Raw genomic sequence first — 21,802 nt, forward strand, 5'->3', positions numbered from 1 at the left:
TATTAGTATTGAGGGGCTGAAAAAGATGGATCAAACTATGAATCCGAAACTTAAAAAATATAAACGTCTTTTCTTCACCGTAATGTTTTCTTCTGTTCTTTTTTTTGTTTTTTCCTTTTTTGTTATTATTATAGTTGCAAAAATTATGGGACCTCCTCCTGTTGCTGTCCCACAAACAAGTGTCTTTTACGCTAATGATGACACTGTTATCGGACAAAGTAATGAAATGCAAAAACGTTACAATGTATCTCTCAATGAAATTTCTCCTTATGTAAAAGAGGCGACACTTTCTATCGAAGATCAACGATTTTACAAACATCATGGCTTTGATATGAAACGTATTGCTGGTGCTATTGTTGCCGATTTAAAAGCGATGGCAAAGGTCCAAGGTGCTAGTACGATTACACAACAGTATGCTCGTAACCTATACTTAGATCATGATAAAACGTGGAAACGTAAACTATTAGAAGCGATGTACACAATTCGCCTTGAAGTGAACTATAATAAAAATCATATTTTAGAAGGATATTTAAATACAATTTATTACGGGCATGGTGCTTACGGAATCGAAGCTGCGTCTCGTCTATATTTCGATAAAACAGCAAAAGAATTAACATTAGCGGAAGCTAGTATGCTCGCAGGTATCCCGAAAGGACCTAGTGTCTACTCTCCCTTTTTAAAAGAGGATCGTGCGAAAGGACGACAATCTCTCATATTAGACGAAATGGTAGAACAAGGTTACATTACGAAGAAACAAGCAACGTCAGCAAAAAAAGAGCCACTAACTTTTGCCTCATTAGATACAAAAAAAGTGGCAGAGATTGCACCTTATTTCCAAGATGCTGTACAAGCTTCTCTTCTTCGTGATATCGGATTAGATGAACAAGCCTTACAAAAGGGTGGCCTGCGTATTTATACAACACTAGACCCTAAATTACAATCTGTTGCAGAGCAAGCTGTAAAAGATCACATACCTGACACAACAAACATACAAACTGCGCTCGTCTCTATGAATCCAAAAACAGGTGAAGTAGCTGCCCTTGTTGGTGGAACTGATTATAATACGAGTCAATTTAACAGGGCTACACAGGCCGCTCGACAGCCTGGATCTACGTTTAAGCCATTCCTGTATTACGCGGCATTAGAACGAGGATTCACCCCTGCTACGCGCTTAAAAAGCGAATACACTGTGTTCACTTTAGGTGACGGTGTTTCAAAGTATAAACCGAAAAACTATAAAGACTATTATGCAGACGATTTTGTAACAATGGCGCAAGCTCTTGCGGTCTCTGATAACGTATATGCCGTGAAGACCAATTTATTTTTAGGCGAAGACATTCTTACAAAAACAGCGAAGCAATTCGGTATTACTACCGCATTAAAAGATGTTCCGTCTCTCGCTCTCGGTACATCTCCTGTAAAACCAATTGAAATGGTTAACGCTTATAGCATGTTCGCAAACGGCGGAAAAGAAGTAAAACCGATGTTTATTCGCCGCATTATGGACCAGGAAGGAAACATGCTATACGATGCTCATTTGGAGAGTAAACAAGTTCTCGATAAAAGCAAAGCGTTTGTAATGGAAGAAATGATGACGGGCATGTTTAATAAAAAACTGAGCAGCTATGCTGCTGTAACTGGTCAATCGATGTTATCTAAACTATCAAGAACATATGCCGGAAAATCCGGTTCTACTGAAACAGATAGTTGGATGATTGGATTTACCCCGCAAATCGTAACGGGTGTATGGGTTGGATACGATCAACCTAAATCGATTTCAAACGTAGCAGAACAAGGATATGCGAAAAAAATATGGACCGATACGATGGAAAAAGGCTTAGATGGACAACCTCAAAAAGAGTTTAAACAACCAAGTGACGTCGTTGCAGTCGATATTAACCCTGAAAACGGAAAAATCGCTACAAAAAATTGTCCCATTTCAGTTAAAATGTATTTCGCAAAAGGTACAGAACCAACTGAATATTGTATGGATCATGTCGATGACAAAGAGGAATTTGAAAAGACAACTGAAGAAAAGAAGAAAACAAGTTGGTGGAAAAAATATCTTCCTTGGTAAAAAAAATAGCTGACGGGCATCCGTCAGCTATTTTTTATTCACTTAATAATGCACGGCGCAATTCTTCACTAGATTCGTTCCAAATCGCTTCATTATGTTCTTTCAAGAATGTACCAAGTACTTTTTTAGATGATTCATCCATATGGTCAACCATAATGTAACGCTTCATTGATTTATCCATTTTGTTTACGTGCTCTGGAAGTGATTTATATCCGCGGCGAATTTCACGGTCAACTGTCATTTCACAAGCTGTTACACCTGCATAATAAGCACCTGTCGCCGTTCTTTCAATCGTTACCCACACAAGCCAAAATGGTTTTCCGTTTGGAACTTCATCTTTATTTGTTAAAAACTTAATACCTTTTTCGACTGTACTACGTGCATGCATTGCACCGATATCAACAAATGCTGTTTTCTCTAGTACATCGACAAATACAGGTGAAATGTTTTCTAGACTTAATGCTCCAACACCAAAACCACCATGTCCATCTGTTGAATCATTTTTCACGATATTAAAACCGATTTTTTTCTTTTTCTCTGTCATATGTAAACTCCTCCTCACTTAATGATTATAAAAGGCCAAAAATAGGCGCAATGATACTGTCTAAAAATACAAATACATATGGAATGACAACATTAAAAATAGGTTGAATTGTATAATTGCTAAGCGGTGTAATAACAAGAATTAATAACGCTATTGCTCCATACTTTTCATACTGTGTCATTTTCGCACGAATATTTGTTGGTGCTAGATCTTCCACAACTCGATACCCATCAAGTGGCGGAATTGGCAATAAGTTAAATACAAGTAATACGATATTAAGCATAATAAAAATTCGGAAGAATTGAGCCAATGTATCTGCTACTGCAAATGGAATTGAATCTAATACACCAAATGTTAATAGGCTATACCAAATAATTAAACCAATTGCACTTAAAATTAAGTTACTAATTGGGCCTGCAATTGAAACTAATATCCCTGCAAGACGCGGCCTTTTAAAGTTATATGGGTTAACAGGAACAGGTCTTGCCCAACCAAAACCAAGAATTAATACAGCGATCATCCCAATAGGATCTAAGTGCGCCATCGGTGATAATGTTAAACGGCCTTGCTTCTTTGCTGTATCGTCTCCAAATTTATATGCAACATATGCATGCGCAAATTCATGCACTGATAACGCAATAATAATGGCCATTGCTACCAACGGAATTTGTTGCAATGGGTATCTAAATAACTGGTCCATGATTCATCTCCTCTTCAATATGTCAAAAAAAGAAATTATTTGTTTTTTCGATTGTTCTTCCCCATAATCCGCTATAATAAGAGTGTAACTTACATAAAAGGAGCGATTATATATGCCATACGTAACAGTGAAAATGCTAGAAGGACGCACAGAGGAACAAAAGAAAGCTCTTGCTGAGAAAGTAACAGCAGCAGTAAGCGAAACAACTGGTGCTCCTGAAGAAAACATCGTTGTTTTCATCGAAGAAATGTCTAAAAACCATTATGCAGTTGGCGGAAAACGCTTAAGCGACAAATAATTTCAAGTTCTTTCATAAGAAGCAGCTCTTAGCTGCTTCTTATTTTTTTCCTTCTAGTAATTCGATGATTCTCTCTTTATATTTTCCTTTTCTTCCATCTTCATAGATTAAATCATGCGGATAGAATAGTTTTTGATCCCTTCTCTTCTTACCAGTAATTGCCTCAACAATATCCGATTCACGCGAAAGCTCTCTAAGCTCTCCATTTGGCATAAGAAGTAAGATTGGCAGACGTTCTTCTTCTTCACCAGCACGGTAAAAGTCATACGGTAAGTCTGACGTTGAATCAACTACTAAATAGTATTCTGGATCAAGTCCAATTTTTTTAAATAAGCTACTTAATTCCATCCAATTATCTAAACCGTGCTTATCTGTAAACTCTACATATTTAAATAGGTTTCGATTCATAAAACGACGGCATAAATCACTTAAAATTGGATCTTCTTCGTCTTGCCATACTTGGAAGTAATAATACATAACGTTCTCGTCTAACTTTAAATAATCCTCTACTGTAACTTCTTCTTCAAATAAAGAATAGAAATGAACCGGATGATTTTTAAATGTATAATACTTCTCATGCAATGATTTTGCACGGTGTAAAATCTTCGTTAAAATAACTTCGGCACTGCGCGTTACCGGATGGAAATATACTTGCCAATACATTTGATAACGACTCATAATATAATGCTCAACAGCATGCATACCACTATTTTTAATGACTACTTGATTCCCATATGGACGCATGACACGTAGTATACGTTCCATATCAAAGTTTCCATACTTTACGCCAGTGAAATACGCATCTCTTAATAAATAGTCCATACGATCTGCATCAATTTGACTGGAAATCATGCTAATCGCTAATTTATTCGTAGATGTTTTGGCGATTACATCGGCTACCTTTTGCGGAAAGTCTTTATCCACACGACTTAATATGCGATTAATTTCCGTATCTCCAACGATAATCTTTTGCGTAAATTTCTCATGATCTAATGAAAATACTTTTTCAAACGAGTGAGAAAACGGGCCGTGACCGACATCATGAAGTAATGACGCACATAAACATAACAATCTATCTTCAGCATTCCAGTTTGGTCTGCCATCAAACACATCATCAATCATACGACGAATAATTTCATATACACCTAACGAATGAGTAAAGCGACTATGCTCTGCACCGTGAAATGTAAAAAATGTCGTTCCAAGCTGCTTAATACGGCGCAAGCGTTGAAATTCTTTCGTTCCGATTAAATCCCAAATAACACGATCGCGCACGTGCACATATTTATGTACCGGGTCTTTAAACACTTTTGTTTCGCTGAGTTTGTCGTTTAAATATACCACCTTCCGACATCCCCCTTTCTTTACTGCATTCTTACTATATATTATAAACGAAATAGGAAACAGAAAGAAATGAAAGACTATATTAATTGCCCTTATATAAAGAAAAAATCACTTTTACCAAAGTAAAAGTGATTTCTGTTTATACATTATTTCCCTAAAACGAATTCAGCAACTTCATCTAAGATCATTTCTTTACCTAGTGGGAAGTAACCTTTGTTTACGTCTTCGTTTTTAATTGTAAATACGTGGTTGTTTTTAACAGCGTTCATGTTTTTCCAAATTGATTCTTCTTGGAATTCTTTTAGACGTTGAGAACCGTCACCAGTTGTAAATACGAATAAGTAATCCGGGTTGTAATCGATTAAAGCTTCTTTTTGTACTTGTACTAGTGGTTTATCCGTTGGTGTACCTTTAACTGCTGGTAATTTTAAATCATTAAAGATTACGCTACCGTAACCGTAGTCACCGTATACGCGGAAAGCATTTGGATATGCAGCCATTTTCATAAATTTAGCATCGCCAGTTTTCGCAACGATTTTGTCATGTAATTTGCTTGCTTTTTCATCATACTGTTTGAACCATTCTTTCGTTTCTTTCTCTTTACCGAAGATTTGACCTACTTCTTCGAATTTCGGACGCCATTGGTCTAATGGAGTTTTTAACATAACTGTTGGTGCAATTTTAGATAATTGATCATAAATCTTTTCTTGACGATTGTTTACAAGAATTAAGTCTGGTTTTGCAGCAGCTACTGCTTCGATGTTAATTTTATCGCCCCAAGCAGAACCAACTGGTTTTACGTCTTTTAATTTCTTTTCAATATGTGCATCAATCTTTTCTTGAGATGTATTAGCAGTAATAATTGGTTTCATACCAAAGATTAATAATTCTTCTGTTGAACCACTAAGGTCAGCAATTTTCTTTGGATTTGCAGGAATTTTAATTTCCCCTTTTGCGTGTTGTACAGTGCGCTCTTCAGTCTTCGCATCCTTCGCATCTGCTTTCTTCTCTTCTTTGTTAGAACAAGCTGCAAATAGTACAGAAGTAACGACTAATACCATTGCTAATAACGCCATTTTAAAATTCTTCATGTTCCCACTCCTTCTAGCTGTATTTCTCTTATAAGTTACAGTGAACTATAAGAAACAAGATTAACAATTAATAAATATATATTGATTAATTGTTGCTTATGCCCCGTTCTAACGGGTGTTCAACTTCCTATTTACTAATAAGAAGCTCAACGTCCATTAGAAGCCCCCTCTTTACGAGGGGGATCTACTTATGCTTTTTTACGCAATTGATTACTAATCATCGCTAAATCATATGTTAAACAAATTGGTTTACAGTTTACTGGACACGGAACGATTTGAGCTTCAATCTCAAATACACTGCGAAGTGTTTCACTCGTCATCACTTCGTCTGGCGTTCCTTGCTTCATTAACTTACCTGCTTTTAATGCAATCATATGATCTGAGAAACGAGAAGCATGGTTTAAGTCATGGATAACCATAACAATCGTTCTACCTTCTTCTTCGTTTAACTTTTTCAATAAGTTTAATACTTCTAATTGATGAGCCATATCTAAGTACGTTGTCGGTTCATCTAATACGAGTAATTCTGTCCCTTGTGCAAGAGCCATCGCAATCCATACGCGTTGACGTTGCCCGCCTGATAACGCCTCTGCTGGACGATTTGCGAATTCTGTCATTCCCGTCACTTCAAGTGCCCAATGAATGTAACGATAATCCTCTTCTTTCAACGTTCCAAATCCTTTTTGATGAGGAAAACGTCCATATGAAACAAGTTCAAACACAGTAAGGCCAGTTGGCACTTCTGCAGTCTGTGGTAAAATCGCCATTTTCTTTGCGATTTCTTTCGTTGGCTGTTTCTCGATTGCTTTTCCGTCAAGATAAACAGTACCTTTTTTCGCCTTCAAAATACGAGAAGCTGTTTTTAATAATGTGGACTTCCCACAACCATTTGGTCCAATAATTGTTGTAATTTTCCCTTCCGGAATTTCAACTGTTAATCCATCAATAATTAACCCTTCATTATAGCCAACAGATACCGCATCAACTGCTAAAGTTGCCATACAAAAAGCCTCCCTTTATTTTGTCCTCATAAGTAAGTATATGAAATATGGTGCACCAATTACAGAAATAACAAGACCGACCGGTATTTCTGAAGTTGTTAACACACTTCTTGAAATTACGTCTGCGAATAAGAGTAAAAACGTCCCTATTAGTGCAGCGGTAGGCAGCATAATTTGATGTTTACCACCAACAAGGCGCCTAGCTAAATGCGGAGCCATTAAACCGATAAAACCAATTCCTCCGGCAACAGCGACAGATGCACCAGCTAAACAAACTGCAATAAATAATAATTTACGTCTTTCTTTTTCTACATTTACACCAAGGCCAACTGCTGTGGAGTCGCCTAGGTTCATTACGTTTAATATGTGAGCCTTACTAATAGCAAGTGGCAAGAAAATAACCATCCATGGAAGGACACTTAGTACGAATTTCCAATCTGTGCCCCATAGACTTCCTGCTAACCAAATCGTAGCAAAACGGAAATCGTTAGATGTCATCTTCATAGAAAAAATTAAACTAACAGCACCAAACCCGGCTGCAACAGCGATACCGACAAGTATTAATCTCGTTGATGAAACGCCGTCTTTCCATGCTAGTAAATAAATAATAACCGCCGCTAATATTGCACCAACTAAAGCGAAGAATGGAAGGATAAATACAGATAAAAATGTACCAGTCCCAACTTTTCCGAAGAAAAAGTAGACGAATATAACGACTGTTAACCCCGCTCCAGCGTTAATACCAATAATACCGGGATCAGCAAGTGGATTACGTGATAACCCTTGCAAAATCGCACCTGACATCGCTAAAGCAGATCCAACTAATATAGCAATGACCATACGCGGCATACGGAATTCAAATAAAATAACAGACTGATCTTCAGCCCCAAGTCCAACCAATGACCTTAATACGTCCATTGGCGGTATTTTAAATGTCCCTGTATTTAAACTTACTAAAAATACAGTAACGATTAATCCTACTAAGATTGTTAAAACAGAAACGTTCTTTTTTGTTAAGACACTTGTCCTCACATTTTCCCTCTCCCTTCGTTACGTGCTAAGTAGAGGAAGAATGGAACCCCAATTAGCGCTGTAATTGCTCCAATTGGCGTTTCAAACGGCGGATTAATAACGCGAGATAACATATCTGCACATTCAATTAACAGCCCACCTAAGACCGCAGAACATGGAATAACCCATCTATAGTCTGAGCCTACAAGGAAACGAGTCATGTGCGGGATTACAAGACCAACAAATCCAACCGATCCTGCCATAGAAACCGCAGAACCTGTTAACACAAGAACAAGTACTGTTCCGATAAATTTAATTAATGTCGTATTTTGACCAAGTCCAATCGCAATTTCTTCACCGAAGCTTAAAATTGTAATATACCTCGACATCATAATTGCAATAAAGAGACAAACAAGGCCAATTGGTACTAACATATTAATACTTTCCCATTTCACTCCCGCAACTCCGCCTGCATTCCACATACTCACCTCTTGGGCAAGGTTGAAATATAGCGCAATTCCAGATGAAATGGCCCCTAATAAAGCACTAATTGCTGCACCCGCTAAAGCTAACTTCACAGGTGTTAATCCACCTGGTGAAGAAGACCCAATTCCATATACAATGCTCGCTCCAAACGCAGCCCCAATAAAAGATGCGATAACGAACATTAAATAAGGTGAATTAGGGAAGAATGCATACATAATTGCAATTCCAAATACAGCTCCATCTGTAATTCCCATTAACGATGGTGAAGCAAGTGGATTTCGCGTCATACCTTGCATAATTGCCCCTGATACTGCTAAAAAGGCACCTGCAACTACGCCCCCTATTGCTCTAGGCATGCGAAGTTCTTGAATTACGTTATGATGCGTAATAGAACCGTCAAACTGAAACACAGCTTGCCATACAGTCTTTAAACTAATATCTGCAGCACCAAACGAAATAGAAACTGCCATGCTTAAAGCTAACAAAACTGTACCTGCTACTAAAATAATAGAAGCAACGAGCGGCCTGCTCTTAATCTCTTTAACATTCACATCTTGCTGTTCTATACTCCTTGCGCTCGCTTCCATACCTCAACCATCCTAACCAACAACATATATTTAATGAAATGAAATTTATTCTCAAATAGTAATAAAAAATTAGGTTAATTGACCTTTTCTTGATAATGATTATCAGAATCACACACTTTCTATTCTACCTATCGCTTCAAAAGACTGTCAACCATTATTTTGAAATATAAATTTATATTTGAATGAATAGATGATACCCCTCCTTCATTGAATGTTAATCTACTCAATTGTATTTTCGTAGAATAACTCATTCCTCGTATGGGCATAAAAAAAGAAGAGTAATCTGTTCACTCTTCTTTTTCTTACTTATTTAACTTTGCTTCAATTTTTACAATTAATTCATCTTCTGTTGGAGCCGCGACTGGACGATTATTTACAAATGCGAATGATTTTTTACGACCAGGACCACAGTAAGACTGACATGCAACTTCAATCGTTGCACATGAATCTACTTTTTTTAACTTTGGAATCAACGTTTTAACGTTCGTTGCCTGACAATCATCACACACACGAAATTCGTTCCCCATTATATAACACTTCCTCTATTTTAAACTTTTCTCAAGTACATTTAAAAATAAACACTAAATGGTATTTTACCGCTCTTTGAAGCTCGTTGCAAGTTTCCCTTTAAAGCTCTTTCTTCATATAATGCTACATATTTATATGTTCTCCTACAGAAGCTTACGTCATTCTTGGCAAAATTTATACCTTTCATCGAAATCTACCATATTTTTAAAAGCTTTGTATAAAAGCTCATTTTTTTGCCCATTATAAAAATAGGAAGTTCATAAAAAGAAAGGGAGTTGAATCTATGAAAGTAAGACAAGATGCTTGGACGGATGAGGATGATTTATTACTTGCTGAAACTGTACTTCGTCACGTTCGAGAAGGAAGTACTCAATTAAATGCATTTGAAGAAGTGGGTGATCAATTAAATCGTACATCGGCTGCCTGTGGTTTCCGTTGGAATGCTGTTGTTCGCTATAGTTATGAACAAGCTCTTCAACTAGCAAAAAAACATCGTAAAGATAAAATGCGCGCTGCAAGCGGTGAACAAGCGAAAAAACGTTTACTTTATACACCACCAGCTTCAGATTCGATAACTGATTATGAAGAATTCGTACAAGAGGAATCAATTGTACAATATAAAGAAGCTATTCCATATAAAGAAACTACCGTTCCTGCTACAAAAAGCTCTATGACAATGCAAGATGTTATTTATTTTTTACAAACAGTCGGATCTTCAAATATAAAAGTGACAGCTCTTGAAAACGAGAATACGAGATTGAAACAAGAGATTAGAGCACAAATCCTTCGAAATGAAGAACTAGAAAAGAAACTAGAAAAATTAGAAAAACAATCTCATACTGTACAAGAAGATTACGAAACACTTATGAATATTATGAACCGAGCTCGTAAGTTGGCAGTCATGGATGACGAAGAACGTTCTCAAACATCTTTCCGAATGGATCGAAACGGTAATTTAGAAAAAATTGCAGAATAGAAAGGATGCATGTAATGCATCCTTTTTTAGTCTTTCATCTTTAAACTTTCCCTTTATATGCGAGAAAACCCCCTTCTTCATTTTTTGCTATAATAGAGATTGTCATTTTAAAGATAAGGGGTTAGTTATATGAGCAATTCCCGTTCCATTTTATCTCAGCCAGAGTGGCGTATTGTAGATCAGTCTAGTTTGGGACCAACATTCCATGCATTGCAGTCATTCGCAATGGATGACACACTGTGCACAAGCATTGGAAATGGTCAATCAGCTGCAACAATGCGTTCTTGGGTTCATCACAATACAATTGTTCTTGGCATTCAAGATTCACGCCTACCACACTTGGAAGAAGGTATTTCCTTTTTACAAGAAAACAACTTCAATGTTATCGTTCGTAATTCCGGTGGACTTGCAGTCGTACTTGATGAAGGTGTTTTAAACGTATCACTTTTATTCCAAGAGACAGAAAAAGGTATCGATATTGATCTTGGATACGATACAATGTGGCATTTAATTAAGGAAATGTTAAACGATTACGATGTTACAATCGAGGCAAAAGAAATTGTTGGTTCTTACTGTCCTGGTAGCTATGACTTAAGTATTCGCAATCAAAAATTTGCTGGCATTTCACAGCGCCGTATTCGCGGTGGTGTCGCTGTCCAAATTTATCTCTGCGCTACAGGAAGTGGCTCTGAGCGTGCCGCACTCGTTCGTGATTTCTACAACCTAGCCATTCAAGGAGAAGAAACACGCTTTACGTATCCTGAAATTGTACCGAGTACGATGGCTTCACTTTCAGAATTACTTGGCGAAACTATTACAGTACAAGATTTAATGATGCGCCTTTTAAAAACACTGCAGCAATTCGCTCCAAAGTTAACACCATCTCAATTAACAATAGATGAAATACCTTTATATGAGACGAATTTACAACGTATTATTGATCGTAACAATAAAGCACTTGGCTTAGAAAAATAAAGACCGTCGCTATAATAGCGACGGTCTTTATTTCGATTCATTATAGAATTAAAGTGCTTGAGCTGCTGTAATTAAAGCTAACTTGTACACTTCTTCTTCGTTACATCCGCGAGATAGATCATTTACAGGCATATTTAAACCTTGTAAGATTGGTCCTACTGCTTCGAAATTACCTAAACGTTGAGCGATTTTGTAGCCAATATTACCAGCTTCTAAGCTTGGGAATACGAATACGTTAGCATCACCTTTAATTGTAGAACCTGGAGCTTTTTTCTCAGCTACAGACGGTACGAATGCAGCATCGAATTGGAATTCTCCATCTAAAGTTAATTCAGGAGCCATTTCTTTTGCAATACGAGTTGCTTCTACAACTTTTTCTGTTTCTGGAGATTTCGCAGAACCTTTTGTAGAGAAGCTTAACATAGCAACGCGTGGATCAATACCGAATAGTTCAGCAGTTTTCGCACTCTCGATACCAATTTCAGCTAAATCTTGGCTGTTTGGTGCAATGTTAATTGCACAATCAGCGAATACATATTTCTCTTCTTCACGTACCATGATAAATACGCCAGAAGTTTTTGTAACGCCTGGTTTTGTTTTAATGATTTGAAGTGCTGGACGAACTGTATCAGCTGTAGAGTGAGCTGCACCACTTACTAAACCGTGTGCTTTACCCATGTATACAAGCATTGTACCGAAGTAGTTTTCGTCTTTAAGGATTTTGCGAGCGTCTTCTTCAGTTGCTTTACCTTTACGGCGTTCAACGAAAGATGCTACCATTGCATCCATTTCTTCGTATGTAGCTGGGTCATAAATATCAACGCCTGCTAATGTTAAATTCATGCTAGCAGCTTTTGCGCTAATTTCTTCTTTATTACCAACTAAAATTGGTTGTACTAACTCTTCTTTTGCTAAACGCTCTGCAGCGCCTAAAATTCTTTCATCAGTTCCTTCAGGAAGTACGATAGAAATGCCTTTTCCTTGAACTTTTTCTTTTACTGTTGTAAATAAGTTGCTCACGAATAAACCCTCCTACATATGTTAAAAAACTCTATCTTTAAGAATACTGCTTTTCCTCTATATTTTAAACTTATAGCTCCCAAAAAATAGATAAAATTAAAATGATTATATTTTCATAAAATTCAGCCTAGAAATAAATCCCCTTTAAGCCTTATCTTCTCCTATTTTCAAGTAAATTTAAATGTGACAATTTTATGCGCTAAGGCTTTATATAGATGATTTTAAAACTATATATGCTATAGTTAACGTGTAAAACTATCATTAACTGAGGTGAATAGAATGAGTGAAGCAACAACAACGTTAGATGGCTGGTATTGTTTACATGATTTACGTTCTATTGATTGGGCTGCATGGAAAACATTATCTAGCGACGAACGCGGACAAGCTGTGTCTGAATTTTTAAATGTCGTTGAAAAATGGAACGAAGTATCTACCGCGAAAAAAGGTAGTCATGCAATGTATACTGTTGTTGGCCAAAAAGCTGATATTATGCTTATGATTTTACGTCCAACAATGGAAGAGTTAAATGAAATTGAGACAGAATTGAATAAAACAACATTAGCTGAATATATGGTTCCTGCATACTCTTACGTATCTGTTGTTGAACTAAGCAACTACCTTCCAGCTGATGAAGATCCATATCAAAACCCACAAATCTTAGCTCGCTTATATCCAGAACTACCAAAAGCAAATCACATTTGCTTCTACCCAATGGATAAGCGTCGCCAAGGTGATGACAACTGGTACATGCTTCCTATGGAAGAACGTAAAAAAATGATGTACAGTCATAGTAAAATCGGTCGCCAGTACGCAGGTAAAGTACGCCAAGTTATTTCAGGATCAGTTGGATTCGACGATTTTGAGTGGGGCGTAACATTATTCGCTGACGATGTTCTTCAATTTAAAAAACTTATATATGAAATGCGCTTCGATGAAGTAAGTGCTCGTTATGGTGAATTCGGAACATTTTTCGTTGGAAACATTTTACCAGACGAAAAGGTAGAGAAGTTTTTACACATATAGAGTGAAACTTTAATCAGTGGGGGTTTTGTTCATCCCCACTAATTATTAGCCTTCACCAATCGGGCTTTTACAAGCAGTTGATCGCCCATCTAACTTCTTTGCTTTCGCTTAATTTTTAGGTGAGGATCTTACTGCCCGGCAAATAGCGGGGCAAATCGTAAAAAAGGGACGAATTTCGTTCCTTTTTTTATTACCCTCTATATTTCTCCTCAAAATACTTCCTTTCTCTGCAAATTCGAACAAAAATCTACAAATTCTTTTCAATTTCCTTACAAAATTGTAACCTTTCTATATCCAAATTTATGCTAAAATGGTACGAGCTACATGCTAATAACGATGCGAAGGTGATAATCTATATGAAGAAAATCTTGTCTATTTTACTAGCGCTTTTATTGTCAATTTCTTCCTTAGGAGTAACAACATCCCATGCCGAAGAAAAAATACACATTGAGGCGGCAGCTGCACTTTTATTTGATGCAGATACAGGAAAAATACTGCATGAACAAAATCCAGATGAATTACTAGCTATTGCTAGTATGTCAAAATTAATTGTTGTTTATGCCGTATTAGAAGCAATTAAAGAAGGAAAAATTACTTGGGATACAAAGGTAAACATTTCTGATTATGCTTATGAAGTTTCACGTAATAATGAATTCTCTAACGTTCCGTTTGAAAAGGGACGTCAATATACTGTAAGAGAATTATATCATTCTATCGTTATCTTCTCTGCAAACGGATCTAGTATTGCCTTAGCAGAACTTCTTGCAGGAAGTGAGAAGAATTTCTTGAATCTTGCAAATGAACATGCAAAAAAACTAGGGTTAAAGAAATATAAATTTGTAAACGCTACTGGGTTAAATAACGCTGACTTAAAAGGAAAACACCCTGAGGGAACGGATCCGAATGGAGAAAATTCCATGTCAGCTCGCGATATGGGTATGCTTTCAAAAGCAATGATTACAAAGTATCCAGAAATGTTAGAGGATACAAAACAAAGATTTAGAAACTTCCCAGATAATCATCCGAAACCAATTCGTATGGAAAACTGGAACTGGATGTTACCAGGTGCTGCTTTCTCTTATGAAGGAACAGATGGTTTAAAAACTGGTAGTTCTGATACCGCTGGATATGGATTCACTATTACTGCTAAACGTGGTGATGTACGTCTTATTTCAGTTATTATTAAAACAAAATCAATGGACGAGCGCTTCACAGAATCTCGTGAATTAATCGAATACGGGTTTAATAACTTCGAAAAACAAAAGTTAAAAGTTGATAAAAATAATACAATCTCTGTAGTAAAAGGGAAAGAAGATCAAGTGACTGTTACACCGGAAAAAGAAATAACAGTAATTGCGAAAAAAGGTAGCAAAGATCCTTATAAAATTGGGACTGAAGTAGATAAATCTCTTGCTGAAGATGGACATTTAGTTGCTCCTATTAAGAAAGATGCCAAAGTAGGCTCAATTACTTTAGAATCAACTGATAAATATGGTTTCTTAGACGGTAGTAAAAGTATGAAAGTTACTGCAAAAACGACAGAAGAAGTTGAAAAGGCAAATTGGTTCGTATTAACAATGCGCTCTATCGGCGATTTCTTTTCAAACTTATGGTCTAAAGTATTTTAATGATGGAAAGCTAGCTCACGCTAGCTTTTTTTATTTTCCTCTCTCCATGTAAAACTTCGTTTGGTTGTCATATCTGAGTCCTTTTTCTCATACGTATGAACTAGTAATCGTTACACACTTCATCTAGAAATAAACCTCTTTCCACAAGGTATTCCAAAAAGAGAGGTGACACATAATGGGTGTTATTGCTTATAACGAAGAAGATGTAAAGTTATTAGCTAGACTGATGCGTGCTGAAGCCGAAGGAGAAGGACAACAAGGAATGTTAATGGTCGGAAACGTAGGGGTAAATCGTGTCCGCGGAAATTGTTTAGATTTTAAAAAAATACGTAATTTACGTCAAATGGTTTATCAAAATCCTGGCGGTTTTGAGGCAACGCAAAAAGGGTATTTTTATCAGCGTGCAAGAGAACAAGATATCGCATTAGCAAGGCGAACGATTCAAGGACAACGTTTTTGGCCTGCAAATTTCGCCTTATGGTTTTTTAGACCTGAAGGTCCTTGCCCACCAACTTGGTATGACCAACAAAACTCTGGACGTTTTAAAAAGCACTGCTTCTTCCAACCATCTGCCGGGGATTGCCCTAGCGTATATTAAGGAATGAAAACGAGGAGGGATTTTTGAATGGCACAGCAACAAAACCCGTATTATGGAACAGGTTTTTATCAACCATCTGGAACTTATGCACAACAGCAACAAATGACCCCACAGCAACAGCAACAACAGCAAGCGATGCAACAACAAGCTGCGCAAGCTCAATATGCCGTCTCTCAAGGCATGTTACCATTAGAACAGTCGTATATTGAAAATATTCTTCGCTTGAACAAAGGCAAGCAAGCCACCGTAGTAATGACTTATGAGCGTGGTAGTTCACTCGGTACACAATCTTATACAGGTATTATTGAGGCAGCTGGACGTGATCACATCGTTATTAGTGAACCGCAATCGGGGAAACGTTTTTTACTACTAATGATTTACTTAGATTATGTAGAATTCCCAGAAGAAATTATGTATTTACCTAGTCAACAAGCAACTTATGCTCCAAGACCATAAAAAAAGCTGGCATATGCCAGCTTTTGTTTTTTTATAAGCCTTTTACAACTGCAGTTCCGACTAAGATCCATGCCACGATAAACGCTACACCACCAAGAGGTGTAATTGGGCCAAAGAACTTAATACCTGTCGTACTTAATGCATATAAACTACCTGAAAACATAATAATCCCAGCTACCATAAGCCAGCCAGCAGTAGTTAAAAGTGATGATTGAATTTTATCCATCAATAAAGCAACTACGAATAGTCCACCGGCATGAAACATTTGATATGTAACGCCTGTTTTCCAAACTTCTAACATTTTTGCAGAAACTTTATTTTCTAAACCGTGTGCTCCAAAAGCCCCTAACGCAACAGATAGCCCTGCCGCAATACAACCTAGTAAAAAGAAAATTTTCATCTTAATTCCCCTTTTTTTACCTTTATCATAAGCAATTTTTTCATATAAGCCAAACGATTTATCTTCTAAAAATCAAATAAAGAATTACCGTTTGCGCCTTCTTCTTTTATATAAACAGGTTCTCCAGAAACCGGCATAACTGGTTGAACTGTCGTCATAGGCTGAGATCCAATTACTTGTGATGGAATCTCAGGTTCTCTATACATAGAAGGCTCAGCTTGTTCATCTAATAATAAATCACATAACGCTCGCACAACTAATAAATGCGCTTTTGATTGTTGCCCTTCACTGCTTTTTGCCTTTGCAATTTCATTCGCCATTTTATTTAAAATCTTATCGCTCGATATTTGCATTCCTTGTCACCTCTTACTTTGTAGTTCTTTCTCAAATTGTCCTAGCTTCTCTACTGAACCAAACACTATTATCATATCATGTTCTCGTAGTTTTTCCTGCCCCGTTGGATTATGTATAACATCCCCATTTCTCAAAATCGCTAAAATTGTTACATCAAATTGATTTCTCACATCACTCTCTAGTAACGATTTACTAGCTAAAATAGAACCTTTGCCGACTGCAATTTCTTCAATTACAAATGACTGTTCCACGCCATATAGTACTGTATCAATATAATGAACTGTTAGCGGATTCGCAATACCTTTTGCAATATGAATTCCTGCCATGCTAGATGGATTAATCACCTTATTTGCCCCAGCACGCTTTAATTTGTCTTCAGTTTCCGGTTTTTCCGCCCTTGCCACAATTTTAATTGCATCGTTTAGCCCTCTTGCTGTTAATGTAATAAATACATTTTCAGCATCATTTGCTACGATAGCAACTAAACCGGCTGCCTTTGAAATTCCCGCATGATGTAACACTTGATCTTCCGTTGCATCTCCGTGTACATACAAAAGTTTTTCCTTCTCTAATATACTTTCATCTTTATCCACGACGACAAATGGAATTTTCTTTTCTTGCAATTCATGTACAACTTGAAGCCCCACTCTACCACAACCACATACGATAATATGATTTTGTAACTGTGCTATTTGTTTATCCATCTTCTTCCTCCGTACTGCATGAAATAAATTCCCTTCAATAATCATAGCTGCCACTACACCAATTGCATACGTAACAATACCGACTCCAACCGGTATGATAAGAAGCGCAAAAACTTTTCCTGCCTGTGTTACAGGAACGGCATCTCCGTACCCAACAGTTAATACAGTAATCATCGTCATCCAAAATGCTTGAAACAAACTAATCTCTTCAATCGCCATAAATCCTAACGTTCCTAGAATTACAACAAAGGTCATACATATAACTGCTATCCATAATTGCTTCCGTGCATTCATATCGTGTTTCAACTCTTTTCTCTATCTACAATCTTTGCCAGTGGAAATGAAATACATATATACTAGATACGGAATCTATGAAAGAGGTTGATATAATGAAAACATTTCTTTCCGCCTTACAATGGGCGCTATTTATTTTAGCTGGGAGCCTTATTGTACCAATTAGCGTCGCAACTAATTATGGTCTCGATGGCGCTGAAGCTATTGCATTCGTACAAAGAACATTATTTGTTCTTGGCTTTGCCGGCCTACTGCAAGCTATATTTGGGCATAAACTTCCTATTCAAGAAGGTCCTGCAGGCCTTTGGTGGGGCATTTTCTCTCTTTATGCAAGTTTAGGTGTCGTATTATTTGGATCCAGCAACGAAACGCTTAAAGTACTTCAGTACGCCTTCCTATTAAGTGGTATCATTTGTATTATTCTTAGTGTTTTTGGACTCATCGATAAACTAGTGCGCTATTTTACACCGACAGTAATTGGAACATATTTATTTCTTCTCGTCGCGCAACTTAGCGGGTCCTTCTTAAAGGGAATGTTCGGTCTTGACGGACAACATACAGAGGTACAAGCTGACGTATTTATTCTTTCACTCATTGTTATTTTACTATCCTTTTTCATCATGAAGCTACCTATTATTGGACAATATTCCGTTCTTTTCAGTATCGTCTGCGGCTGGATATTATTCGCATGCTTCGGATTATCAAATCCAGTAACGCCTGTGACAGATATAATCCGTTTTCCGTCTCTATTTGTTTTCGGAATGCCTCGTATTGAATGGAACATGGCAATTACGGTAGTTTTCGTTACACTATTACTTCTAACAAATATGTTAGCAAGTATTCGCGTTGTGCAAAGGATTGTCTCTAAGTATGAAAAGAATGCAGCACCAGATCGTTTCAAACAAGCCGGTATTATAACAGGAATAAATCAATTGCTAGGAGGCCTTTTTTCAGCTATTGGACCTGTCGCGATTTCTGGATCAGCAGGATTTATTGCAACGACTAATATTTATAAACGACTCCCATTTATGTTAGGGTCAAGCTTTATTATTTTCGTTAGTATATTCCCAAAGATTACTTCATTCTTTGCGGCGATACCTGTCGCAGTCGGATATGCTGCCATTTACCCTGTATTTGCAAGCATGATTGGCCTTGCCTTTCGCGAATACGAAACAGTACAAGATAAAGAACGGTTATTTAAAGTAGCAGGTCTTTCAATCTTTACAGGAGTCGGAGTTATGTTTGTTCCAGCAGGAGCATTTTCTACACTCCCGCCGTTTCTAGCATCGTTTTTAAGTAACGGTCTTGTTCTTGGATCTGTAATGGCAATTTTGCTCGAAATACTATTTTCTCGTTCTACAGAAAAACAACCATCGTAAATTGGAAAACTTCCATTATTGCACTCTATCTTTAGAGTTGTTACGATAATGATAAAGTTAAACTTTAATCAATGAGAGCTATTCATCTTTACTAATGATTAGCTCTCACCGATCGGGCATTAGCAGTATAAATTATCATGGGCAACGTGCTCGTGGTAATTTATACTAAAAATACAGAACTTCTTCTAGCTTCACAAAAAGAAGTTCGATGTCTTACTATATATTCCCCAATATCTTCATAAAACTTTATTTCTATTTCAACAAAGAGAGGAATTTTCAATATGACTTATAAAATGATTGTTTTAGATTTAGATGATACTTTATTACGTGACGACCATACCATTTCACCTCGTACGAAAGAGGCTCTAATGACTGCACAAGAGCAAGGTGTAAAAGTTGTACTTGCTTCTGGACGTCCAACATTTGGTATGCGCAATGTAGCGAAAGAACTTCGTTTAGAAGAATACGGTAGTTTCATTCTATCTTTTAATGGTGCAAAAATTATTAACTGTAAAACAAGCGAAGAAATCTTTAGTAGTACGCTATCTCCTGAAATCGTTCACAACCTATTTGAAATTAGTAAAACTGAAGATGTATGGATTCATACTTATATTGGCGATGATATCGTAACAGAAGAAAATAATCCTTATACTGAAATTGAGGGCGATATTACTGGTATGCCAATTGTTGTAGTAGATGACTTTAAAGCTGCTGTTAAAGAGCCTGTAGTAAAAGTATTAATGAATAAAGAAGCTGAACGACTTGTTGTAGTAGAAAAGAAACTACAAAAACAACTAGAAGGCCAATTAAGTGTTATGCGTTCTAAACCATTCTTCTTAGAATTTACTGAAGCCGGTGTTACAAAAGGAACAAGCTTAAACCAACTGATTCAAAAACTTGGCATTAAGCGCGAAGAAGTTATCGCAATGGGCGATAGCTATAACGATCAGGCAATGATCGAATTCGCCGGTCTTGGTGTTGCAATGGGCAATGCACCAGATGATATTAAAGAAATTGCAAACTACGTAACAGATACAAATATGAACGATGGCGTTGCAAAAGTTGTAGAGAAGTTCGTACTAAAAAGAGAAGCACTTGTTTAATATTTTCACTCATAAAACCTATTTGAAGTCAAACACTTCAAATAGGTTTTTATTTAAATTCTCATGCTTTTGTGACTATATTTTGAACTTTGCACTATTCTCGTAGTGTAAACTTTCTTTTTGTATATAATGGAACAAAATAGACTATTTTATTTTGAAAAAGAATACAAATTTACTATATACAAGCATACATTAAAGGAGGCTACTTCATGTTATCTACACCAATCGGACGATTAAGAGCAATCGGCTTAATTGAGGGGATTTCTTTCCTATTACTATTATTTGTAGCAATGCCATTAAAATATTTTGCAGGATTTGCAACAGCCGTTAAAATTACAGGTATGGCTCATGGTGTTTTATTTATTCTATTCATCTTTGCGGTAATTCAAGTAACAATCGTACACCGCAAATCAATTGCATGGGCACTTGGGGCATTTGTTTCATCAGTTATCCCATTCGGTACGTTTGTACTAGATGCAAAATTAAAGAACGAACAACAATAATAACAAAAAGGTAGTTAACGACTGTTAACTACCTTTTTTATTTACAAATTTGGAATTTCCCAATCAATTTCTCTCTCGCCCATATTAGCTAAAATCGTATTTACTTTAGAGTATGGCTTACTACCAAAGAAACCACGTCTTGCCGATAATGGGCTCGGATGTACAGACTCGATAATATGATGCTTCGTATTCGTAATTAACTTTTTCTTCGCCTGTGCATGACGTCCCCACAATATGAAAATAACCGGTTTTTCACGTTCATTTAATAGCTCAATTACACGATCTGTGAAATGCTCCCAACCTTTTCCCTTATGAGAATTGGCTTCACCTTGTCGAACTGTTAATACCGTATTTAATAATAAAACCCCTTGCTCTGCCCACTTTACTAAATAACCGTTATTCGGGATTTCATAACCATATTCATCTCGAAGTTCTTTATACATATTTAGCAATGACGGTGGCGTTTTAATGCCGGGCTGTACTGAAAAGCTTAAACCATGTGCTTGATCCGGTCCATGATATGGATCTTGCCCTAAAATAACGACCTTTGTATTTTCATAACTTGTATACTGTAGAGCGCTAAAAATATCTTCTATCCTTGGATAAACAACATGTGTACTGTACTCTTCTTTCAAAAAATCAGCCAGCTTACGATAATATTCTTTCTCAAATTCTGGTGCCAATAATGGCTCCCAATCATTTTTTAAAACATTTTTCATGCT

At 36.8% G+C, this 21,802-nt stretch carries 24 protein-coding genes; 11 read left to right on the top strand and 13 right to left on the bottom strand.

What is annotated here, in order from left to right; genetic code table 11:
* Window positions 1–25 precede the first annotated feature (25 nt).
* Window positions 26–2,077, top strand: a complete 2,052-nt coding sequence (locus DM800_RS10440) for a transglycosylase domain-containing protein (RefSeq protein ID WP_088065049.1) — start codon at window positions 26–28, stop codon at window positions 2,075–2,077.
* Between the two features lie 34 nt (window positions 2,078–2,111).
* On the opposite strand, the gene DM800_RS10445 is transcribed toward DM800_RS10440, so the two are convergent.
* Both DM800_RS10445 and DM800_RS10450 read right to left on the bottom strand, forming a co-directional pair.
* Window positions 2,112–2,621, bottom strand: a complete 510-nt coding sequence (locus DM800_RS10445; protein ID WP_087983730.1) for a YwhD family protein — start codon at window positions 2,619–2,621, stop codon at window positions 2,112–2,114.
* Window positions 2,622–2,646: 25 nt separating this feature from the next.
* Complete coding sequence (locus tag DM800_RS10450; RefSeq protein ID WP_000372469.1) at window positions 2,647–3,321, bottom strand: site-2 protease family protein; 675 nt, start codon at window positions 3,319–3,321, stop codon at window positions 2,647–2,649.
* A 112-nt stretch (window positions 3,322–3,433) separates the two neighbouring features.
* Here DM800_RS10450 and DM800_RS10455 point away from each other — a divergent pair, with 112 nt between their 5' ends.
* Window positions 3,434–3,619 (top strand): 2-hydroxymuconate tautomerase, encoded by a 186-nt coding sequence (locus tag DM800_RS10455; RefSeq protein ID WP_001147171.1) that lies wholly within the window; start codon window positions 3,434–3,436, stop codon window positions 3,617–3,619.
* Between the two features lie 39 nt (window positions 3,620–3,658).
* Here DM800_RS10455 and DM800_RS10460 read toward each other — a convergent pair whose 3' ends face one another.
* The 6 genes from DM800_RS10460 to DM800_RS10485 form a co-directional block, all read right to left on the bottom strand.
* Entirely contained in the window at window positions 3,659–4,963 is a 1,305-nt protein-coding gene (locus DM800_RS10460; protein ID WP_000262747.1) for an HD domain-containing protein, read from the bottom strand.
* A 146-nt stretch (window positions 4,964–5,109) separates the two neighbouring features.
* On the bottom strand, window positions 5,110–6,054 hold the full coding sequence (locus DM800_RS10465; protein ID WP_087983731.1) for an ABC transporter substrate-binding protein: 945 nt from the start codon (window positions 6,052–6,054) through the stop codon (window positions 5,110–5,112).
* Between the two features lie 188 nt (window positions 6,055–6,242).
* Window positions 6,243–7,055 (bottom strand): ABC transporter ATP-binding protein, encoded by an 813-nt coding sequence (locus DM800_RS10470; RefSeq protein ID WP_000212064.1) that lies wholly within the window; start codon window positions 7,053–7,055, stop codon window positions 6,243–6,245.
* 15 nt (window positions 7,056–7,070) lie between these two features.
* Window positions 7,071–8,087 carry a FecCD family ABC transporter permease gene (locus tag DM800_RS10475; RefSeq protein ID WP_147786829.1) on the bottom strand — a complete coding sequence of 339 codons (1,017 nt, stop codon included), beginning with the start codon at window positions 8,085–8,087 and terminating at the stop codon, window positions 7,071–7,073.
* Window positions 8,084–9,139: a FecCD family ABC transporter permease gene (locus tag DM800_RS10480; RefSeq protein WP_000388283.1), complete on the bottom strand. Its 1,056-nt coding sequence runs from the start codon at window positions 9,137–9,139 to the stop codon at window positions 8,084–8,086. Before DM800_RS10480 ends, DM800_RS10475 begins: the two co-directional genes overlap by 4 nt.
* A gap of 302 nt (window positions 9,140–9,441) precedes the next feature.
* Entirely contained in the window at window positions 9,442–9,666 is a 225-nt protein-coding gene (locus DM800_RS10485; protein WP_000526075.1) for a YuzB family protein, read from the bottom strand.
* Between the two features lie 284 nt (window positions 9,667–9,950).
* On the opposite strand from DM800_RS10485, the gene DM800_RS10490 reads away from it, so the two are divergent.
* Both DM800_RS10490 and lipL read left to right on the top strand, forming a co-directional pair.
* Window positions 9,951–10,643: an RsfA family transcriptional regulator gene (locus tag DM800_RS10490; RefSeq protein ID WP_087981931.1), complete on the top strand. Its 693-nt coding sequence runs from the start codon at window positions 9,951–9,953 to the stop codon at window positions 10,641–10,643.
* 129 nt (window positions 10,644–10,772) lie between these two features.
* Entirely contained in the window at window positions 10,773–11,618 is an 846-nt protein-coding gene (gene lipL / locus DM800_RS10495) for an octanoyl-[GcvH]:protein N-octanoyltransferase (RefSeq protein WP_046955490.1), read from the top strand.
* A 48-nt stretch (window positions 11,619–11,666) separates the two neighbouring features.
* On the opposite strand, the gene pta is transcribed toward lipL, so the two are convergent.
* A complete protein-coding gene (gene pta / locus DM800_RS10500; RefSeq protein ID WP_000067226.1) occupies window positions 11,667–12,638 on the bottom strand; it encodes a phosphate acetyltransferase in 972 nt (323 codons plus the stop codon).
* 279 nt (window positions 12,639–12,917) lie between these two features.
* Here pta and hemQ point away from each other — a divergent pair, with 279 nt between their 5' ends.
* The 4 genes from hemQ to gerQ all read left to right on the top strand — a co-directional run bounded on the left by hemQ (window position 12,918) and on the right by gerQ (window position 16,343).
* Window positions 12,918–13,661 (top strand): hydrogen peroxide-dependent heme synthase, encoded by a 744-nt coding sequence (gene hemQ / locus DM800_RS10505; RefSeq protein WP_001287602.1) that lies wholly within the window; start codon window positions 12,918–12,920, stop codon window positions 13,659–13,661.
* 356 nt (window positions 13,662–14,017) lie between these two features.
* Complete coding sequence (locus DM800_RS10510; protein WP_088065052.1) at window positions 14,018–15,289, top strand: serine hydrolase; 1,272 nt, start codon at window positions 14,018–14,020, stop codon at window positions 15,287–15,289.
* Window positions 15,290–15,464: 175 nt separating this feature from the next.
* Window positions 15,465–15,887: a cell wall hydrolase CwlJ gene (cwlJ, locus tag DM800_RS10515; protein WP_000538157.1), complete on the top strand. Its 423-nt coding sequence runs from the start codon at window positions 15,465–15,467 to the stop codon at window positions 15,885–15,887.
* A 27-nt stretch (window positions 15,888–15,914) separates the two neighbouring features.
* Window positions 15,915–16,343 (top strand): spore coat protein GerQ, encoded by a 429-nt coding sequence (gene gerQ / locus DM800_RS10520; RefSeq protein ID WP_000068635.1) that lies wholly within the window; start codon window positions 15,915–15,917, stop codon window positions 16,341–16,343.
* 31 nt (window positions 16,344–16,374) lie between these two features.
* Here gerQ and DM800_RS10525 read toward each other — a convergent pair whose 3' ends face one another.
* From DM800_RS10525 to DM800_RS10535, 3 genes are all read right to left on the bottom strand, one after another.
* Entirely contained in the window at window positions 16,375–16,743 is a 369-nt protein-coding gene (locus tag DM800_RS10525) for a DUF423 domain-containing protein (protein ID WP_000688322.1), read from the bottom strand.
* 65 nt (window positions 16,744–16,808) lie between these two features.
* A complete protein-coding gene (locus tag DM800_RS10530) occupies window positions 16,809–17,096 on the bottom strand; it encodes a YwdI family protein (protein ID WP_001167358.1) in 288 nt (95 codons plus the stop codon).
* Between the two features lie 6 nt (window positions 17,097–17,102).
* Window positions 17,103–18,095, bottom strand: a complete 993-nt coding sequence (locus DM800_RS10535) for a potassium channel family protein (RefSeq protein ID WP_137034927.1) — start codon at window positions 18,093–18,095, stop codon at window positions 17,103–17,105.
* A gap of 95 nt (window positions 18,096–18,190) precedes the next feature.
* Between DM800_RS10535 and DM800_RS10540 the strand changes: the two genes are divergently transcribed.
* From DM800_RS10540 to DM800_RS10550, 3 genes are all read left to right on the top strand, one after another.
* The gene (locus DM800_RS10540) at window positions 18,191–19,474 is read left to right on the top strand and encodes a purine/pyrimidine permease (protein WP_046955487.1); all 1,284 of its coding nucleotides are present in this window, start codon (window positions 18,191–18,193) and stop codon (window positions 19,472–19,474) included.
* Window positions 19,475–19,755: 281 nt separating this feature from the next.
* Entirely contained in the window at window positions 19,756–20,577 is an 822-nt protein-coding gene (locus DM800_RS10545; protein WP_087981923.1) for a Cof-type HAD-IIB family hydrolase, read from the top strand.
* 209 nt (window positions 20,578–20,786) lie between these two features.
* A complete protein-coding gene (locus DM800_RS10550) occupies window positions 20,787–21,080 on the top strand; it encodes a DUF3817 domain-containing protein (RefSeq protein WP_000953389.1) in 294 nt (97 codons plus the stop codon).
* Between the two features lie 41 nt (window positions 21,081–21,121).
* On the opposite strand, the gene DM800_RS10555 is transcribed toward DM800_RS10550, so the two are convergent.
* Window positions 21,122–21,799: a uracil-DNA glycosylase gene (locus DM800_RS10555; protein WP_147786830.1), complete on the bottom strand. Its 678-nt coding sequence runs from the start codon at window positions 21,797–21,799 to the stop codon at window positions 21,122–21,124.
* Window positions 21,800–21,802 lie beyond the last annotated feature (3 nt).

Source organism: Bacillus sp. AY18-3 (assembly GCF_008042305.1).
Classification (GTDB): Bacteria; Bacillota; Bacilli; order Bacillales; family Bacillaceae_G; genus Bacillus_A; species Bacillus_A wiedmannii.

Excerpts from the sequence above, each read along its gene's own strand:
- DM800_RS10440 (WP_088065049.1), top strand. The coding sequence starts at position 26 with ATGGATCAAACTATGAATCCGAAACTTAAAAAATATAAACGTCTTTTC.
- DM800_RS10445 (WP_087983730.1), bottom strand. The coding sequence starts at position 2,621 with ATGACAGAGAAAAAGAAAAAAATCGGTTTTAATATCGTGAAAAATGAT.
- DM800_RS10450 (WP_000372469.1), bottom strand. The coding sequence starts at position 3,321 with ATGGACCAGTTATTTAGATACCCATTGCAACAAATTCCGTTGGTAGCA.
- DM800_RS10455 (WP_001147171.1), top strand. The coding sequence starts at position 3,434 with ATGCCATACGTAACAGTGAAAATGCTAGAAGGACGCACAGAGGAACAA.
- DM800_RS10465 (WP_087983731.1), bottom strand. The coding sequence starts at position 6,054 with ATGAAGAATTTTAAAATGGCGTTATTAGCAATGGTATTAGTCGTTACT.
- DM800_RS10470 (WP_000212064.1), bottom strand. The coding sequence starts at position 7,055 with ATGGCAACTTTAGCAGTTGATGCGGTATCTGTTGGCTATAATGAAGGG.
- DM800_RS10480 (WP_000388283.1), bottom strand. The coding sequence starts at position 9,139 with ATGGAAGCGAGCGCAAGGAGTATAGAACAGCAAGATGTGAATGTTAAA.
- DM800_RS10485 (WP_000526075.1), bottom strand. The coding sequence starts at position 9,666 with ATGGGGAACGAATTTCGTGTGTGTGATGATTGTCAGGCAACGAACGTT.
- DM800_RS10490 (WP_087981931.1), top strand. The coding sequence starts at position 9,951 with ATGAAAGTAAGACAAGATGCTTGGACGGATGAGGATGATTTATTACTT.
- lipL (WP_046955490.1), top strand. The coding sequence starts at position 10,773 with ATGAGCAATTCCCGTTCCATTTTATCTCAGCCAGAGTGGCGTATTGTA.
- hemQ (WP_001287602.1), top strand. The coding sequence starts at position 12,918 with ATGAGTGAAGCAACAACAACGTTAGATGGCTGGTATTGTTTACATGAT.
- DM800_RS10510 (WP_088065052.1), top strand. The coding sequence starts at position 14,018 with ATGAAGAAAATCTTGTCTATTTTACTAGCGCTTTTATTGTCAATTTCT.
- cwlJ (WP_000538157.1), top strand. The coding sequence starts at position 15,465 with ATGGGTGTTATTGCTTATAACGAAGAAGATGTAAAGTTATTAGCTAGA.
- gerQ (WP_000068635.1), top strand. The coding sequence starts at position 15,915 with ATGGCACAGCAACAAAACCCGTATTATGGAACAGGTTTTTATCAACCA.
- DM800_RS10525 (WP_000688322.1), bottom strand. The coding sequence starts at position 16,743 with ATGAAAATTTTCTTTTTACTAGGTTGTATTGCGGCAGGGCTATCTGTT.
- DM800_RS10530 (WP_001167358.1), bottom strand. The coding sequence starts at position 17,096 with ATGCAAATATCGAGCGATAAGATTTTAAATAAAATGGCGAATGAAATT.
- DM800_RS10535 (WP_137034927.1), bottom strand. The coding sequence starts at position 18,095 with ATGAATGCACGGAAGCAATTATGGATAGCAGTTATATGTATGACCTTT.
- DM800_RS10540 (WP_046955487.1), top strand. The coding sequence starts at position 18,191 with ATGAAAACATTTCTTTCCGCCTTACAATGGGCGCTATTTATTTTAGCT.
- DM800_RS10545 (WP_087981923.1), top strand. The coding sequence starts at position 19,756 with ATGACTTATAAAATGATTGTTTTAGATTTAGATGATACTTTATTACGT.
- DM800_RS10550 (WP_000953389.1), top strand. The coding sequence starts at position 20,787 with ATGTTATCTACACCAATCGGACGATTAAGAGCAATCGGCTTAATTGAG.
- DM800_RS10555 (WP_147786830.1), bottom strand. The coding sequence starts at position 21,799 with ATGAAAAATGTTTTAAAAAATGATTGGGAGCCATTATTGGCACCAGAA.